Consider the following 13,859-nt stretch of genomic DNA (forward strand, 5'->3'; position numbering starts at 1 on the left):
AGCTGACCTCGGAACGAATGAAGCCAATCCTTGAGCATTGCGTGTGGGGGCCCCCAGCCCATCATCAAAAGGAACCGTTCAATGGTATCTTGACAAGGCCCGGATCATACAAATCGACTTTCATCAGCACCTTGATGCCATCGACATCCATGCTTGCAAAGTCTCGCTCGGGCGAATCCGGGGCGAAGGTGCAATGGCGCAGAGCGGCCATCAACCGAGCCTGAACCATCATGCTTTGTGCCACGGTGTCGCCGCCGAATTCTGCAAGCAACCCGGAGGTCATGACGATGCGGGCCGTTCGGTCACGGCCCTGGCGCGCGGCATCATTGAGCAGCGCAATGCGCTCGGTGCGTTGCCGCGCGCAAGTGAGGTCAGATGTGTCATGCATTGGAGGTCTCCTCCTGATCCAAGAGACGACGAGCGGACAACCGGACGGCCTCGCGGGACTCAGCCCGCAGGTTGAAAAGCGGAAAGCTGAACATCGATCGCGGTCCCGGCAGCAACGGTAATGGCAACCTGCCGGTCCTTGGGAATGACCCAGAGGATGCCGGCAAGCGTGTCGCGGATACGCGCCGCAATGGCCTCGTCCTCGCCGAGCAGCACCCGGGCCGCGAGCTCGCGCGCATCGCGCAAGAAGTGCTCGTGCTGGGTGTCCCAGGAGTCGGCCTCGCTGTCGTCGTTCGCGCAGAAACAGACGTTCTCGATCAGATCGACCAGCGTTTCAGGAGTCAGCGCCGGACCCGGAACATAGGCAATGCGGATCTGGTCGATGCCGCTGTACCAGCCATCCTCGCCGACGACGAAGGCGACATCTGCCGAGATCCCTTCCTCGCGCTGCGTTTCGCTGGCGCGGTGGAAGACGCAGAACCTCAGCTCGATCGTCTCGGCACGAACATGGTCATCGAGCGGGGGGAAGCTGCCGTTTTCGGCGATGACGTGGTCGCGCTCTCCGGCTGCAATATAGAAGCGCACGTTGCCGAGCTGATGCAGCGCGTCATACCAGCCATAGCCAGCGTATGCGGGATGGTTCTCGACGAGGTGCGGGCGCAAGGGGTGGTCGCGCAGCGCGCGCTCCAGTCCCTGGGCAATATCGGGCTCAAGATCCGCGACAAGGATCGTGTCCGCACCTGCTGCGATTTCCTCATACTCGACATTGACGTTGTCGCTCTCCGCAATGGCAGCATACCAGCGGGGCAGGCAGGGGTCGGCCTCCGGCAGGGCAACCCCAAGATCGCGCGCTTCCTTCCAGTTCTCGAAGGAAAGCCGGTGCTGGCCTCTGTGCGCCAGCGCGGCATAGATCGTGCGCCTGCAGGCCGCCTGAAGCGCCGCAAACGCGGCATTCTCGACGAATTCCTTGCGCGCCGGGAGCACAAGGGCAAGGCCCGGGGTGGCCCCGATATCGAGCCGGGCATGGTAGGTCTTGCCGCCAAGGCTCTCCGAGACGCTGGCAAGCTTGCGGGTGAGCACCATGCCATGGAAGTTCGTGGTGGGGTCCTGGTGGTATTCGCGCCCCTCGAACACACCGATCTGGCTGCCGTTCCACTCGGCGATGTAGATCGCCTTGGCGAGAAAGTCCTCGCGCGGCACTTGCACGCCATTGAAGAACACCGGCAGCGGGTAGAACTTCGCGACCTCGCGCAGAATCCGCTCGGTCGTCTGCTCGCTCACCCCGGGCATCAGGAAGGTGATGGTCGTCCCAACCGGGCGAGCCAGGGGCACCACGGCAATGTCCTGCGCACCGGTCCAGCCATCCGCTGGGACATGGACCGACCATCCGGTGTCGGCATCGGCATGACGCGTGCTGATCCGGGTATCCTTGCCCGCGAGGCTGAAGACACCCATGCCTGCCGGGTCTTCGGCCTCATGGATGTGCTGGCTCCAGCCCGAATCCCCCAGCGCAATCATGGTCTGGGGATCGGCTACCCCGGACCCATCATCGACAAGGGTCAGGCGCGCTCCGTCCTGATCCGCGCAGCAGGCGATATCGATCCGGGAAGCGCCAGCGCGGCGACTGTTCTGGAGGAGCTCGCCGAGGATATCGCCGATGGTGCCGTTAAAGAGGCGTGTGACTTTGGTGATCGTCTTCGGGCTGACGCTGGGTCGGATGACTGTCGGGTTCATGGCAAAGGGTCCTTCATCGCACTGGTTCGCCCTTCCCCTCCCCCTTCCCTTCAGAACGGCGGATTGACGCCTGGTCGGAGCCGGACGGCTTGGGCCTGCTCTTCAGCCCACTCGTTTCGGTCGCAGGGCATCGGGCATCGGGATGATCTCGTGCGCCGTATCGCGCAGCGCCGTGACCTCGCCGCGCGCGGCGTAGAGGTCCTTCGCGATCAGCGCGCAGACTTCTGCCTCGCCATAAGTTGGCCGGCCAAGGTGATCGACGCGCTCGACTTGCCGGGCAATCACGCCGACTTTGCCTTCCGGCACCCATTCGGCCCAATCGCCCCAGGCGCTGGTCACGCAGAATTCGCCGATCGCGGCGATGTAGGCCTTACGCGTCCGCAGGATCGCAGAGGAATTCTCCTCTACGGCCTCGCCGGTGAAGGCGCTGAAGCGGTCCGGGTGCCAACATTTGGCGGTATCGCGGGCAAGCTGCAGGAAGCCCGCGGAGCAGGAGCCCTGCCGTTCTAGCTCGCTGGTAAAGGCAAGGATCGGGAGCGCCCAATCGCAGTCTTCTTCGTAGGACCCGCCCTCGATCTGTAGCGCCGGCGGCATGGCGGCCTGTCTCTGATCGGACAGAATGATGCCGCCGTGGCTGGCGGTCATCACCGACCAAATGCCCGGGCCAAGCTGATCGGCCTGCTGGACGGCGCCCCAGATCGATGTCGATGGGCGCGGCGACGGAGCGAAGCTTGTCATGAGCGAACTCTCTTTCTTCCGGTTCGCTCACATCCTCCCCCTCCCCTTCACTCGAGAAGGCGGCGGGCTTGGCTGATAATTGCCTCAGGCGTCACGCTGCTGACGGCCATGGATACGACAGGCCCGGCCTGACCGAGACGCTCGCGCTCGATGCTGCGCAGCTCAAGATAGTCGGCATCATCCGACTGCAGGATCTGGAGCGCGAACTTGCATTCCACCCCGCTATGCTCATCGAGCAGCGCCACCAGGAAATCCGGCCTCGCCGACCCCGCAGCCAGCGTGATGTCAAAGAGGACCTTCTTGACCGCCATCCTGACACCGAGGCGGCGCAATTCATATTGGGCCTGTTGGAGCGCGCGCAGCACTTCGCGATCATGGTCGCGCTCGGCGGGCACAAACTGGTTTCCGCTGAAGACAGGCTGGGCATAGGCGCGCAGCGCCAGGTATCCTTCGCGCCGACTATGCTCGCCGACGACGGCCAGCACCAGAAAGGGTGGCTCGACCTCGGCCCGGATGATCCCAGTGTGCTGGATGCGATTGCGGATTTCGACAGTTCCGAGCCCCGTCACCACCTCGCTGGATGTGACCTCGCTCGCTTCGAGAAGCAGAAAGGCTTGCGGTGCAAACTCGGGCGGCCAGGTCTCGGCCGCAGCCCGCAACCGGGCATGGACCCGCCGTTTCTCGTAATCGATCGCGTTGGTGTAGAGATGATCCGACAGCCGGACGCCCGGCGCGATATCGAGGCCCTGAGCGGCGCGCTTGAGGTGGCGCATTTCTTCGCTGATCGAGCCTGCGCGCCTGCCGGTGGGCGGTAATTCGCGCAGAATGTTCGACCCTGCGCGCTCGAGCAACAACCAGAGCAGCTTGCCGAGGCGCGGGATAGCGACGCCGCGTGAGCGGTCGTCAGGCTCTATGTCCTCTGGCCTCTGTGCAAGCTTCTCCGGTGCCTTCTGGTGAGCACTGAACAGGCCTTTCGGAATGCCGATGGCATAGAGCGAGTCCTTCACGGTCTCGCGGATGCGCGGTGGCGCCTGCGGCAGATGAAACGGGCATCCTGGCTCGTGGCCTGGCCGCGAAGTAAGACGCCGGAGGTAATACGTTTCCTGAAAACTGAGATAGGCCGCGCTCATCAGCGGCGGCGAATGTTCTGCCCCAAGGCAGTCGCAGGCGATCCACTTGTGGTTCTCTCGCGTGGTCGAGACCAGTGAAACCGAAGCGCGGTGGTCGGCCTCGCTGCCCCGGCCTGTATACCACCGCACCAGCGCAGCCTTCAGCTCGTCGCTGATGGCGACCCTGCCGGTCTTTCCTGTGGTGTCCTTACCTACCAGCCACATGCATGATGACGCCTTGACCCTGTCATTTGTTCACGGTATGTTCATAATCTGTAGGAGCCCACAAATAATGAACAAGGTCTTTGATATCGGCAAGTTCGACCTCGATGTCACGCTGCGCGACGCGGCGCTTGATCCGAATTGCCGCCCAACCAAGCGCATGCTCGCCAATGCCTCGATCGGAGTGGAGCCGTTCGATGCCTATTACTCGGCGCGTGAGCTCTATGAGACCTTGCAGGGCGTCTTCCAGGGCCTGCCCAATGCCAAGGCTCGGCTGACGCAGATCTTGTCCTGCCATTGCGATGACTACCAGCGCTGCCTCTACTATGCGCTGGCAGGGCGCGGGGTTGTCCAGATGCTCGACGATCTCGAATGGCTCTTCGAACTCCTCGGGCCACGGTGCCAGATGTCGGGGCACCTTTTGCGCTCGGGCCAGCACCCTGCGCCGATGGTCAACCCTTACGTCTCGTCAGAGCCTGATGGCCCGGTTCCTGCCCGCAATGCCGACTTTACCGAAGGCCCGTCGTGGTATCTTGATCCCGGCCTCGGAGGGATGATCGAGGAATAGACATTCCGTTTACATCGCGGTGCTCAGGCATGCACGCCTGCGTCCACGGCATCAATATAAGTCAGCACGTCCTGCACGCGGTCGCAGCGCACAAGTTCCATCGCAGTCTGGCCGGAAAAACCGGAAAGCGCCTCAGAACGGTACCAGGCATAGGCCATGATGACAGAGCCGAAACGCGGTTCGACCTTGCTAAGTACCTCTATCATCGAGCCGATGCGGCGCTGAATGTCATCTGATTCCATGCGGCGGGGATCATCTTTGTCGAGACCGAGCGTGCGTGCGAGTTCATCGCCGGTTGTGCCCAGCTGTGCTATCAGTTTGCGTGGGTCACGCGCGCCATCTTCAGCATCGCGATGGGATTTCATGCAGGAGCCTCAATTCAATAGTGAAACCGGCATTGGGCAATCTCTAGCTGTTGCTCGTTTCCTTTGCCAGTAACGCGATAGACCAGACGGTCTTCTTTGGTGATCCGCCGCGACCACCAGCCTGCCAGGGAGCCTTTGAGAGGCTCAGGCTTTCCGGTTCCTTTGAAAGGCGTTCGCTGGCATTCCTTGATGAGATCGTTGAGCCGGGTGAGAACCTTGTCATCGGCTTGCTGCCAGTGAAGATAATCCTCCCAGGCATTGTCAGCAAAGACCAGCTTCAAGGCTCGATCAGCCCGCGCTCATTGCCGCCTTGACCATCCAGTTGCTCGATCGACTGCCTTAGGCGGTCGGAATTGGTGCGGTTCGAAAGGAGGTACATGGTCTCCTCAATAGCGTTCCAATCTTCGAGCGAGACCATCACGATCGACTCTGCTTTCTGGCGCGTGACCACGACATGTGTCCGGTCACTGACCACTTGATCCATAATGCCTTTCAGATTGGCGCGCGCTTCTGAGTAGGTGATAACATCCATGGCTTCATCCTTCCCCGGAACATTGTACTGGTATTGGTACAATTGCAAGCGTGAACAAGTGATGAAGGGAAAGAGCCCATGTGTTCGAGATAGCCTACAGGACAACAACCTGAAGCTCGTTCGCACCGGGAAGGCCCTCTTCTGCCGGCAGAACGCAGAAGGGCTGGAGCTTGCTGTCGGTCCTCACCACGGCATGGCTCTGCCCGGAATTTGCAGTCATCCGGATGGCGAGACGCTCGGCATTGGCGCGTCCGCACAGGATCGCCCTTCTGGGATCGAGGCTCTGAAGCAGCATGGTCACCTCCCGAGTGTTACGGCGTTGCCGGGAAGAATGTGCGCGGCGCACGCTTGGGGGGCACGACCTCGAACCGGCGCTCCATCAATCTGCTGATGCGAAACCGGCCTCGCCCATCGGGCGTGCTGAGCTCAATCTTCGCGCCGCGCTTTGTCACCCTGAATTCAGCGTGTTCGCTGCCGTCGGTGAACTTCATGGGTTCAGGCAGCCGGATCATGTCACCATCGGCGATCTTGCGTTCCTTGAGCCGCAGTTGGCGGTAGCACCGGTTGCGCCAGTCGAGGGCATAGGGGTGATTGGTTGGTCCCAGTTCCTCGAGGATGCTTCTGGGACACCCGGCCTCCACCGGCCCGGAGTTTTCATCCATGTCCTTGTAGCCGAACAGGAGGCCGTCGGCTGCCTTGGGGTTCCAGCGGACCAGACAGATCACCGCGGAGATGGCGTGGGGCTGGTTGTCCGGTCCATAGCGCTGGACCGCCGCGTAATAGGCCCCGGTTGTGGACACGCTTCTGACGACCCGGCATCCTTCGAAGGTGCCGGTTTCTTCATTCTCGCGCTCCCATGTGAACTGATTGTCGAGATAGGCCTTGGGAGTGTCGAAGCCCCCAATTCCGGCACGGTGCATGTAAAGCCAGCCCATGCGAGTTCTCCTTCAGATAAGCCCCGGCTGCGCCGGAGGTGCGATCTTCAATTCGCGCGCGATCCGCGCCGTGAGTGCGGGAATGTCTGCAAGGGCGGTGATCGGCGCTTTGCGCATCACCGCGCCAGGCGGTTTCCAGAACGGGTTGCGCCAGGCGAGACCCGGCTCGCCGAACCTTTCCGGGCTGATCCGGACGTAGATCCCGTCGGCTTCCAGCACATGCTCGCCCGCGAGCTGTTCCTGTGAGGTGTAATAGCTGATGCGGTAATCGGCGTGCTCGAGCCCGATCCCTGCTGCGATCTGGCGCAGCGCCCGCGTGCCCTCGCGCCGGTAATGGCGCAGTTCTTCGGGACGATAGTCGATCCCGCGCTTGACCAGAGCAATGATCGCCGGTCTGTGCTTGAGCTCGGCAAGGCGTTCGATGCACTGGGAACGCAGCGCCTGGTCGTCTGCCTCACATTCGGTCGGCCTTCCGTCGGCAATGCGCTGGAGGTGGCGGGTGAGGAGCAGCACTGCCGGGCAGCTTGCCGCCTGCCGGCCTGCAAGGCGGACATCATCGACGGCCTCGTTCAATGCCCGCAGCGCATTTTCGAAGGTTGTCAGTCCATCAGGCTGGAGTGCGCGGCGGTAACGGTAATCGATGTCGCAGGACATGAGGCTTCCTTTCCATTGCAAGATGCAATGGCCCCATCCCCCTTCCCTCAATGCAGGCTGCGACGATGTTCGCTTAGGCCCTGCAGCGGCAACGGCTCGTAGATCATCGGTCGCAGGAGCGTGTTTGGCGCAATCTGCTCGAGGATTCGCGCAACTGCCGAGACCGCAACGCCCGCCTCGGTTGTCTGGATGATGAGCGTTCGGCCTTGACCCGGAGCTGTGCCAAGCGACCAACCGGCGTCCCCCTTTCCGAGAAGACCGTCCAGCACCTGGCGTGGATCCCTCTGGGGAAACAGGCTTGCGATATACTCAGCCAGCACACCGCCTATGGGCGCCCTCCCCCGGCCTGCAACATCGCCCGCATAACGGTGAAGCTGGGTGAGGCGAACGACCTCCTCGGGGGCTGGCTCAAGCACAAGCCGGAACTGGCGCCGTTTCATCGGCTTCCTCCCCTTCATCCTGCACAGGTTCGCTCTGGTAGCCCGAATAGGCCGCAAGATGGTTGAATGCCTGATCGGCCTTCGCGGCCGCGGTGATGATGGCCGTCTTGTCGGCCTTGAGGATCTCCAGCCAGTGCGAGACATAACTGGCATGGCTTTCGTGGAGGTCTGCCGGAAGGCCCAGTTCGTAGCAGATCCGGGCACTCACCTGCTCGGCCACCAGCTCCTCGAAAGAGTATGCCTTGTCGCCGAAACGCTTGCCAAATTCGCGGGCAAGCCGAGAGGCATGGCCTGACCAATGGCCGAGTTCGTGCGCTTTCGTAGCCACGAATCCGTCTTCGGTGTTAAAGACATTGGGGTGCGGAAGCTGAATGTAATCAGCGCCCGGCGAGTAGAACGCGCGGTCTCCGCCGAGGCGTATATCAGCCGGGACGGGTGCGAAGAAGCGCTCGATGGCAGCGGCCTTCTGCGAAGGCGTCGGCGGCGCTTCAGGCACCGGGCTTGGATAGAAATGGGGCGGCAGGCCATCGATCTGCGCGGCGTTGAACACGCTGTAAGCGCGCATGAAGCGGATTGTTTTCGACGATTCCTCGCCGGTCGCGTGGTCGACCGCGGTCTTCTTCGTGCTGTTGAAGTAGATGCTCGGCTCGGCGGTCTCGCCCTTGCGGACCTGTCCGCCAAGCTCGATGGCTTGCCGCCAGGTCATCCAGTAGCGTGAGCCATATCCATAGTGATCGGCGACCGCCCAAAGATAGAGGCGGTTGATCCCTGTGTAGGGGACGCCTGCAGCGCGCAGCGGCGCTCCGCCCATACCGGTCTTCTTCCAGGGTCGGCGCCAGGGCAGCGTTCCGGCCTCGATTGTAGCGATGATCAGATTGGTGATTTCCTGCGCGACGTCGCGCTTGGGTCGTTGGCGCATTGGCCTGCTCCTCAACAAAAAGAGGCCCGGCTCACTCAGGCGAGTGGCCGGGCCAGGTCATCAGGAGGGGTGTTTTGCCGCCTCAGGCGGCTACCGCCGCTTCTTCACAGGCGACTTCTGGTTGATGGTCATCGATCAGCTCTTCGGCCTCGCTGTCGGCTTCACCGTTATCGCCATCGCAGACGTCGGCGACAGGGTCGCTTTCGTCGGTGTCCGGGATGACCGGATCAGCGGGGTTGGCACCAATCGTGAACTTCATGCCTTCAGGCAACCAGGCCAGCGCTGCTTCCTTGACGTCCTGTTCAACGATCGCCTTGCCGGCGAAGATCGTCTCGCAGGTCTTGGCAAGGTCAGCTTTCTTCGAGGCGGCATAACGCGCCGCAAGATCGCTGCCGCCGACTTCGGTCAGCGCGGCAAGACACGAGGTCTTGCTGACTCGGTCGAAGAAATTCTCGGCTGTCGGCCGCCACATCGCTGCAACATCGATGTCGAGCATACTGCCGATGACAGCATGGATCGGATGGTATTCCGAACCATAGCCCTTCTTGGCTTCGAGCGAGATGGCTACCACATAGGCGAGCCACGCCGCCTTGGTTTCGTCGGCAAGTTCGCGGAAGGCAATGAAGCGCTGGGCTGCACAGCTATGTTCCTGCCATCCCGTGTCGAGCGCGTTTTCGGCCTCGGCGAGAATCCCCTCAGCTGTGGACTGCGAAAGTTCTCCGGTCGCCGGATCGCTCGGTCGTCCGCCCTTGATCGAGGTGCCGCGGCTTTCATAGCTGCGGCTGTCGGCCAGCGCGAAGATGGCGAAGTCGAGCGCGAGCCCCGGATCGGTTAGCAGCGATGCCGACAGGATATTGCGGCGCTGAACCGAAAGCTCGTCGAACAGGCGAGCGCTGATCGGCTTTTCCGTGCCCGGCGCAACTGCCTCGGGCCTGGAAGGTGCAGCGCTGCCTCGCTTGGTGGAACCTGGGACCGGCTCTTCGGCCGTCGCTGTCACTTTGCCATTCTCATCGGTCTCGAACGATAGGCGCTTTTCGCTGTAGTAATCGGCCTCGAGCACCATTTCGCCGCGGGTGGTGAGAACCAGGAACCGTCCGGCCTCACTGCGCCATTCTTCGGGCAGTGCGCGCACCGGGTTATTGAGGTCGCTGCGCGCGGCATCAAGGTCCTCATACTCGGCCTCGAGCTGCCCGAAATCGGTATCTCCGCCCTCTTCGCCTTCGTCGATGATCTCGCTGATTTCTTCCATTCGGGCATCGATCGCGTCAATTCGGGCACGTGCTTCTTCGGAGAGCGGCGCGGGCGGCAGCCGGACAGCATTGACGCCCATTTCGCTGCGCGCCTGCCATGAATTGGTCGACGCCACTGGGCTGATCCAGGCAAGGCCAGTTTCAGCAGCGATCCGCTGGGCTTCGGCCTCCATTTTCTCGGCCGCAAGCCTGTGGGCGATCTCGATATCGATCCAGCGATCATCTGCCGCTTCGCTGAAGAGGTCGCGCTCGATCTTGCCCCCGGCAGCCACATAGGCATCTTCGCCGATCAGCAGCGCGATTGGGTCATTGCCGCGCATGGAACCGCTCGCCACCATACGCCGGATGGCATCGGCGCTTGGGTTATAGGCGTAGCGCATCTGCTCAAAGACCCGCAGCTGAACTTCGTGCTGGTCGGTCGCGGCGTAAGCCTTGGCGATCTCGAGGGTGACATCGCCTTTGGCGAGTGCTTCGAAGATCGGCTCGGCGAGGTTGGCAAGCCGCAAGCGGCCTTCCACGAAGCGCTGGGTGAGACCGAAGCGTTTGGCGACCGCGGCAACATCGCTGCCTTCCTTGATGAAGTGCTGGAAGGCGCGGCATTCCTCAGCCGGTGACATCCCGACGCGCTGGAAGTTTTCGGCAAGCGAGGCCTCGCCGGCTTCCTCTTCGCTGCCCTCAAGCAGCTTGCATTCGATCTCGGTGTCGGGGTCCCACGCACCGCGCGCGACAATCATCTCGATGGCCCGCAACCGGCGGCCACCGGCGATCACGGCAAACTTGCCGCGCTTCTTGCTCTTGGTGACCAGCAGGTTCTGCAAAAGGCCACGCGCTTCGATGTCGGCGGAAAGCTGGATATCGTCTTCTTCGCTGCGCGTTTTGCGCACATTCGCATCGCTCAGATAGAGCCGGGAAAAGGGAATAAGCATCGTCGTCACTCCTGATGTGCACCCGGCAATCACCCGGGCACACATCCCCTCCCCCTCCTCTTTTCCAGTGAGCGAAAATCTCTTCGAGAATTAACAGATGAAGCCAATCCGCGGCCTGAAGCACCAACATGTTTCGGGCGCTGAACCATCCTTTAGCGCTGAAGGATTGCACGGTAGCTGGCCAAGTAGCCGGCGGCGGGCATACTCTATCCCGTTGCCGAGGGGCTCCCCGGCGTGCCGATGGTTGCGGTCCAATGTCATTGGATTAGATTTCGGGACGCTGTTCGCCGGCACAATCGGTGCAATCTCGGTATTCAAGGCGGCATTTATCGACCGGCTCGAACTCAGATGCACGTGGGTCGGTGGTGACAGCAATGCGCCGCTCGGTTTAGTCTTAATGACGGAAAACCTGATTATGATCGGCGTAGCAATTTAGACGGCCTACAGGTGTACCATTCAACGAGCAACTATTTGGAATATCTCTACACACGGATGCTCTGTTTTCTGGAGTTGTCCGTTGATAAAAACCGCTGCAATTATAGCTATTAGCGGCCAGGCCAAGCAGAATGAAGATCGTCAATAACGAACGCGTGATGGGCTTTCCCACCAGCGTGGTCATTCACAAGATGTTGATGATCGGAAGGCAGATCGTCGTGCGCGTGATCAACCACTTCGGGATCCGCCGATGGCCAGATCAACATGGAAATCCCCAAGCCGAATGCCGCCAGTGCAGCGCAAACCGCAAAAGCCGCGCCGAAGCCGACCAGTGCTCCAACCTGTCCAGCGAGCGGATAGGCGATCAGCCAGCATACGTGGCTCAATGCAAATTGCGCGGCAAACAGTGCCGGTCGGTCTTCGCTGGCAGAAGATCGCCGCAGCAACCTGCCGCCCGGCGTGACCGTGGCGGAATAGCCGATGCCGAGCAAAACCCATGCAACCAACATGAAGCCCCAATAGGCCGGGCGCAGATGAGTGCCCCAGGATGCTGCCAACGCCGCCAATACCATGACCAGTGCCGCCGAACCGGCCAGCATAACCCAGCGATCGGAAATCCGGTCAAGCAGGCGGGGCAGGATCAGCGCGCTCAGCATTGATCCGCCGCCAAAAGCCGCAAGCGTCAGCGCAACTTCGCGCTGACCGAGGCCGAGGGCAGCTTGCACCAGCACGGGAGTATTGACGATCACCATCGCGCTGGCAGCAGCCGCAGCCAGGGTGATCGCCAGCAACCCGCGCAACCGCGGGGTCTTGAGATAGATGCGGATGCCGCGGGTGGTCTTGTCGTATATCCCCCCGCTTGGCGGCGCAGCAGTTGAACGCGGCAGGACGACGGACAGAACTAACAGCGCAGAAATGGCAAAGCCGATCGACGTCCCGCCAAACAGCCAGTGAAAGTTGATCACCGTCAGCAGAACGGCAGCAAGGACCGGGCTGAGCAGACTCTCCAGATCATAAGCCATCCGTGATAGCGACAGGGCTCTTGTATAGTCCTTCTCGTCGGGCAGGATGTCGGGAATGGTCGCCTGAAAGGTCGGGGTGAAGCCTGCCGATGCCGATTGCAGCACGAAAATCAGAACGTAGATTTGCCAGACCTGATCGACAAACGGCAGGGCCAAAGCCGCCAGCCCGCGCACGACGTCCATTGCCACCAGAAAGCCTCGCCGGGGCAGGCGCGAGGCAAAGGCCCCGACCACCGGTGCAACGCCGATATAAGCGACCATCTTGATCGCCATCGCCGTACCGAGCACCGCGCCGCTGTCCGCGGCTGCAATGTCAAATGCCAGCAGTCCCAGCGCGACCGTGGCCAGCCCGGTGCCAATCAGAGCAATCACCTGCGCCAGAAACAGGTTGCGATAGGTGCGATTGGCCAGAACCGTCATCATGGTAGGCTCAAACGACCCTTTTCAATTCGCTGAAGGCGCCGTCGACGCGCAGGGTGACGGTTACGGTTCCCGAGGAACGATTGCGCCAGAACCAACCGTGCTTACCGTCAAACGCAGCGACCAACTCGCCCTGCTGACCAGTCGATTGCTGACCCTTTTCATAGCCATGATAGGCGATCCCAGGAGCATCCGCGTGGGTATCGAAATTGACATGGCCGCCATCGACGGACCAGTTGAACGCAATGCGGGCGCCTTTCTGCATCGCCGCCTTGATCTCTGCCCCCTCGCCCGGCGCCAGTGTAACCTGCATGGTTTCAGACCGCGCTGCGGCTGTGGGCGCATCCGAAGCCGTCTGTGCACCCGCACCCTGCGCAGCCGGGCCGGCAGTAGAGGCTGTCGCTGAGGCAGTGGCAACAGCGTCGGTCGCCGCCTCTTTTGCCAACTGCGCCTTGATCTCACCCATCTGGGTCAGACCGAGCGAGCGGCCCACGCCCGTAGGATCAATTGCGTATTCGGATGGAAGCACGATGGTAGTCAGGATCACGGCTGATGCCGCCAAGGCGAACGCAGTGGCACCCATCAATTGGCGATTGCTGGGAAGGTCTTCCATCTTCGGACGTTGGGAATTGAACATAAATCGCTCCTGGAATTGTTCTATCAGCTGACGGCAAAACCGGCCAATTGATACCCGACCAGCACGAAGCCGGCGGTCATCAGCAAGGTGTTGGCGGCAAAAGCGTGGCGCATGAAACTGGCAGTCCGGCGCCAATATCCCATCACAATCAGGATCGCGCCAAGCGCCAGCAGCTGGCCAATCTCCACCCCGATGTTGAAAGCGATCAGATTGGGGATGAGGCCATCTTGCGCAATTTCAAACTCGATGATCTTGGTGGCGAGGCCGAACCCGTGGAAGAACCCGAACACCAGGGTCGCAGCCTTTGTGTTGGGCTGAACACCGAACCAGCGCTGGTAGGCACCGAGGTTGTCGAGCGCCTTGTAGACCACCGACAGACCGATAATCGCGTCGATCAGATAGGCGTTGGCGCTGATCCCGGTCAGCACGCCAAACAGCAGCGTGGTGGAGTGGCCGATCGCGAACAAGGTCACATAGATGCCGACGTCTTTCATCCGATAAAGGAAGAAAATGAAGCGGCCCCCGAATTCCCCGGACAGGACCTCACACTTATGTAAGAGTGAGGA

General features: G+C 61.4%; 17 protein-coding genes. 1 reads left to right on the forward strand and 16 read right to left on the reverse strand.

The annotated features are described in order from the left end of the window. Positions 1-64: 64 nt before the first annotated feature. The 4 genes from AX708_RS10155 to AX708_RS10170 form a co-directional block, all read right to left on the reverse strand. Entirely contained in the window at positions 65-388 is a 324-nt protein-coding gene (locus tag AX708_RS10155; protein WP_067490068.1) for a hypothetical protein, read from the reverse strand. Between the two features lie 59 nt (positions 389-447). Continuing rightward, positions 448-2,121 carry an ATP-binding protein gene (locus AX708_RS10160; RefSeq protein ID WP_067490071.1) on the reverse strand — a complete coding sequence of 558 codons (1,674 nt, stop codon included), beginning with the start codon at positions 2,119-2,121 and terminating at the stop codon, positions 448-450. A 102-nt stretch (positions 2,122-2,223) separates the two neighbouring features. Further along, positions 2,224-2,859, reverse strand: a complete 636-nt coding sequence (locus AX708_RS10165) for a hypothetical protein (RefSeq protein WP_054590607.1) — start codon at positions 2,857-2,859, stop codon at positions 2,224-2,226. Positions 2,860-2,906: 47 nt separating this feature from the next. Continuing rightward, on the reverse strand, positions 2,907-4,193 hold the full coding sequence (locus tag AX708_RS10170) for a hypothetical protein (RefSeq protein WP_067490074.1): 1,287 nt from the start codon (positions 4,191-4,193) through the stop codon (positions 2,907-2,909). Positions 4,194-4,260: 67 nt separating this feature from the next. Between AX708_RS10170 and AX708_RS10175 the strand changes: the two genes are divergently transcribed. Beyond that, positions 4,261-4,758 carry a hypothetical protein gene (locus AX708_RS10175; RefSeq protein WP_067490077.1) on the forward strand — a complete coding sequence of 166 codons (498 nt, stop codon included), beginning with the start codon at positions 4,261-4,263 and terminating at the stop codon, positions 4,756-4,758. A gap of 23 nt (positions 4,759-4,781) precedes the next feature. On the opposite strand, the gene AX708_RS10180 is transcribed toward AX708_RS10175, so the two are convergent. From AX708_RS10180 to AX708_RS10230, 12 genes are all read right to left on the reverse strand, one after another. Further along, entirely contained in the window at positions 4,782-5,123 is a 342-nt protein-coding gene (locus AX708_RS10180) for a hypothetical protein (RefSeq protein WP_066527702.1), read from the reverse strand. A gap of 14 nt (positions 5,124-5,137) precedes the next feature. Further along, complete coding sequence (locus AX708_RS19905) at positions 5,138-5,404, reverse strand: Txe/YoeB family addiction module toxin (RefSeq protein ID WP_081095537.1); 267 nt, start codon at positions 5,402-5,404, stop codon at positions 5,138-5,140. Beyond that, the gene (locus tag AX708_RS10185) at positions 5,401-5,655 is read right to left on the reverse strand and encodes a type II toxin-antitoxin system Phd/YefM family antitoxin (protein WP_060977715.1); all 255 of its coding nucleotides are present in this window, start codon (positions 5,653-5,655) and stop codon (positions 5,401-5,403) included. The genes AX708_RS19905 and AX708_RS10185 overlap by 4 nt, the downstream gene beginning before the upstream one ends. A 94-nt stretch (positions 5,656-5,749) precedes the next feature. Further along, entirely contained in the window at positions 5,750-5,956 is a 207-nt protein-coding gene (locus AX708_RS10190) for a hypothetical protein (protein WP_156454564.1), read from the reverse strand. A 10-nt stretch (positions 5,957-5,966) separates the two neighbouring features. Beyond that, a complete protein-coding gene (locus AX708_RS10195; protein ID WP_067490081.1) occupies positions 5,967-6,590 on the reverse strand; it encodes a hypothetical protein in 624 nt (207 codons plus the stop codon). Between the two features lie 12 nt (positions 6,591-6,602). After that, on the reverse strand, positions 6,603-7,244 hold the full coding sequence (locus AX708_RS10200; RefSeq protein WP_067490084.1) for a hypothetical protein: 642 nt from the start codon (positions 7,242-7,244) through the stop codon (positions 6,603-6,605). 47 nt (positions 7,245-7,291) lie between these two features. After that, entirely contained in the window at positions 7,292-7,684 is a 393-nt protein-coding gene (locus AX708_RS10205; RefSeq protein WP_067490087.1) for a hypothetical protein, read from the reverse strand. Next, positions 7,653-8,603 carry an ArdC family protein gene (locus AX708_RS10210; protein WP_067490090.1) on the reverse strand — a complete coding sequence of 317 codons (951 nt, stop codon included), beginning with the start codon at positions 8,601-8,603 and terminating at the stop codon, positions 7,653-7,655. Before AX708_RS10210 ends, AX708_RS10205 begins: the two co-directional genes overlap by 32 nt. A gap of 82 nt (positions 8,604-8,685) precedes the next feature. Next, positions 8,686-10,779, reverse strand: a complete 2,094-nt coding sequence (locus tag AX708_RS10215) for a ParB/RepB/Spo0J family partition protein (protein WP_067490093.1) — start codon at positions 10,777-10,779, stop codon at positions 8,686-8,688. A gap of 545 nt (positions 10,780-11,324) precedes the next feature. Beyond that, positions 11,325-12,659, reverse strand: a complete 1,335-nt coding sequence (locus AX708_RS10220; protein ID WP_066524736.1) for an MFS transporter — start codon at positions 12,657-12,659, stop codon at positions 11,325-11,327. A gap of 7 nt (positions 12,660-12,666) precedes the next feature. Continuing rightward, positions 12,667-13,293, reverse strand: a complete 627-nt coding sequence (locus AX708_RS10225; protein WP_066524739.1) for a transmembrane anchor protein — start codon at positions 13,291-13,293, stop codon at positions 12,667-12,669. A gap of 23 nt (positions 13,294-13,316) precedes the next feature. Then, positions 13,317-13,859 (reverse strand): HupE/UreJ family protein (locus AX708_RS10230; protein WP_067490096.1); only part of this gene is annotated, 543 nt, incomplete at its 5' end.

It is taken from the genome of Erythrobacter sp. CCH5-A1, from assembly GCF_001557115.1.
Classification (GTDB): Bacteria; Pseudomonadota; Alphaproteobacteria; order Sphingomonadales; family Sphingomonadaceae; genus Erythrobacter.

What these genes read in the sequence shown, in the direction of transcription:
- AX708_RS10170 (WP_067490074.1), bottom strand. Translation starts at nt 4,193, where the DNA reads ATGTGGCTGGTAGGTAAGGACACCACAGGAAAGACCGGCAGGGTCGCC.
- AX708_RS10155 (WP_067490068.1), bottom strand. Translation starts at nt 388, where the DNA reads ATGCATGACACATCTGACCTCACTTGCGCGCGGCAACGCACCGAGCGC.
- AX708_RS10175 (WP_067490077.1), top strand. Translation starts at nt 4,261, where the DNA reads ATGAACAAGGTCTTTGATATCGGCAAGTTCGACCTCGATGTCACGCTG.
- AX708_RS10165 (WP_054590607.1), bottom strand. Translation starts at nt 2,859, where the DNA reads ATGACAAGCTTCGCTCCGTCGCCGCGCCCATCGACATCGATCTGGGGC.
- AX708_RS10205 (WP_067490087.1), bottom strand. Translation starts at nt 7,684, where the DNA reads ATGAAACGGCGCCAGTTCCGGCTTGTGCTTGAGCCAGCCCCCGAGGAG.
- AX708_RS10215 (WP_067490093.1), bottom strand. Translation starts at nt 10,779, where the DNA reads ATGCTTATTCCCTTTTCCCGGCTCTATCTGAGCGATGCGAATGTGCGC.
- AX708_RS10195 (WP_067490081.1), bottom strand. Translation starts at nt 6,590, where the DNA reads ATGGGCTGGCTTTACATGCACCGTGCCGGAATTGGGGGCTTCGACACT.
- AX708_RS10200 (WP_067490084.1), bottom strand. Translation starts at nt 7,244, where the DNA reads ATGTCCTGCGACATCGATTACCGTTACCGCCGCGCACTCCAGCCTGAT.
- AX708_RS10185 (WP_060977715.1), bottom strand. Translation starts at nt 5,655, where the DNA reads ATGGATGTTATCACCTACTCAGAAGCGCGCGCCAATCTGAAAGGCATT.
- AX708_RS10220 (WP_066524736.1), bottom strand. Translation starts at nt 12,659, where the DNA reads ATGATGACGGTTCTGGCCAATCGCACCTATCGCAACCTGTTTCTGGCG.
- AX708_RS10225 (WP_066524739.1), bottom strand. Translation starts at nt 13,293, where the DNA reads ATGTTCAATTCCCAACGTCCGAAGATGGAAGACCTTCCCAGCAATCGC.
- AX708_RS10180 (WP_066527702.1), bottom strand. Translation starts at nt 5,123, where the DNA reads ATGAAATCCCATCGCGATGCTGAAGATGGCGCGCGTGACCCACGCAAA.
- AX708_RS10210 (WP_067490090.1), bottom strand. Translation starts at nt 8,603, where the DNA reads ATGCGCCAACGACCCAAGCGCGACGTCGCGCAGGAAATCACCAATCTG.
- AX708_RS10160 (WP_067490071.1), bottom strand. Translation starts at nt 2,121, where the DNA reads ATGAACCCGACAGTCATCCGACCCAGCGTCAGCCCGAAGACGATCACC.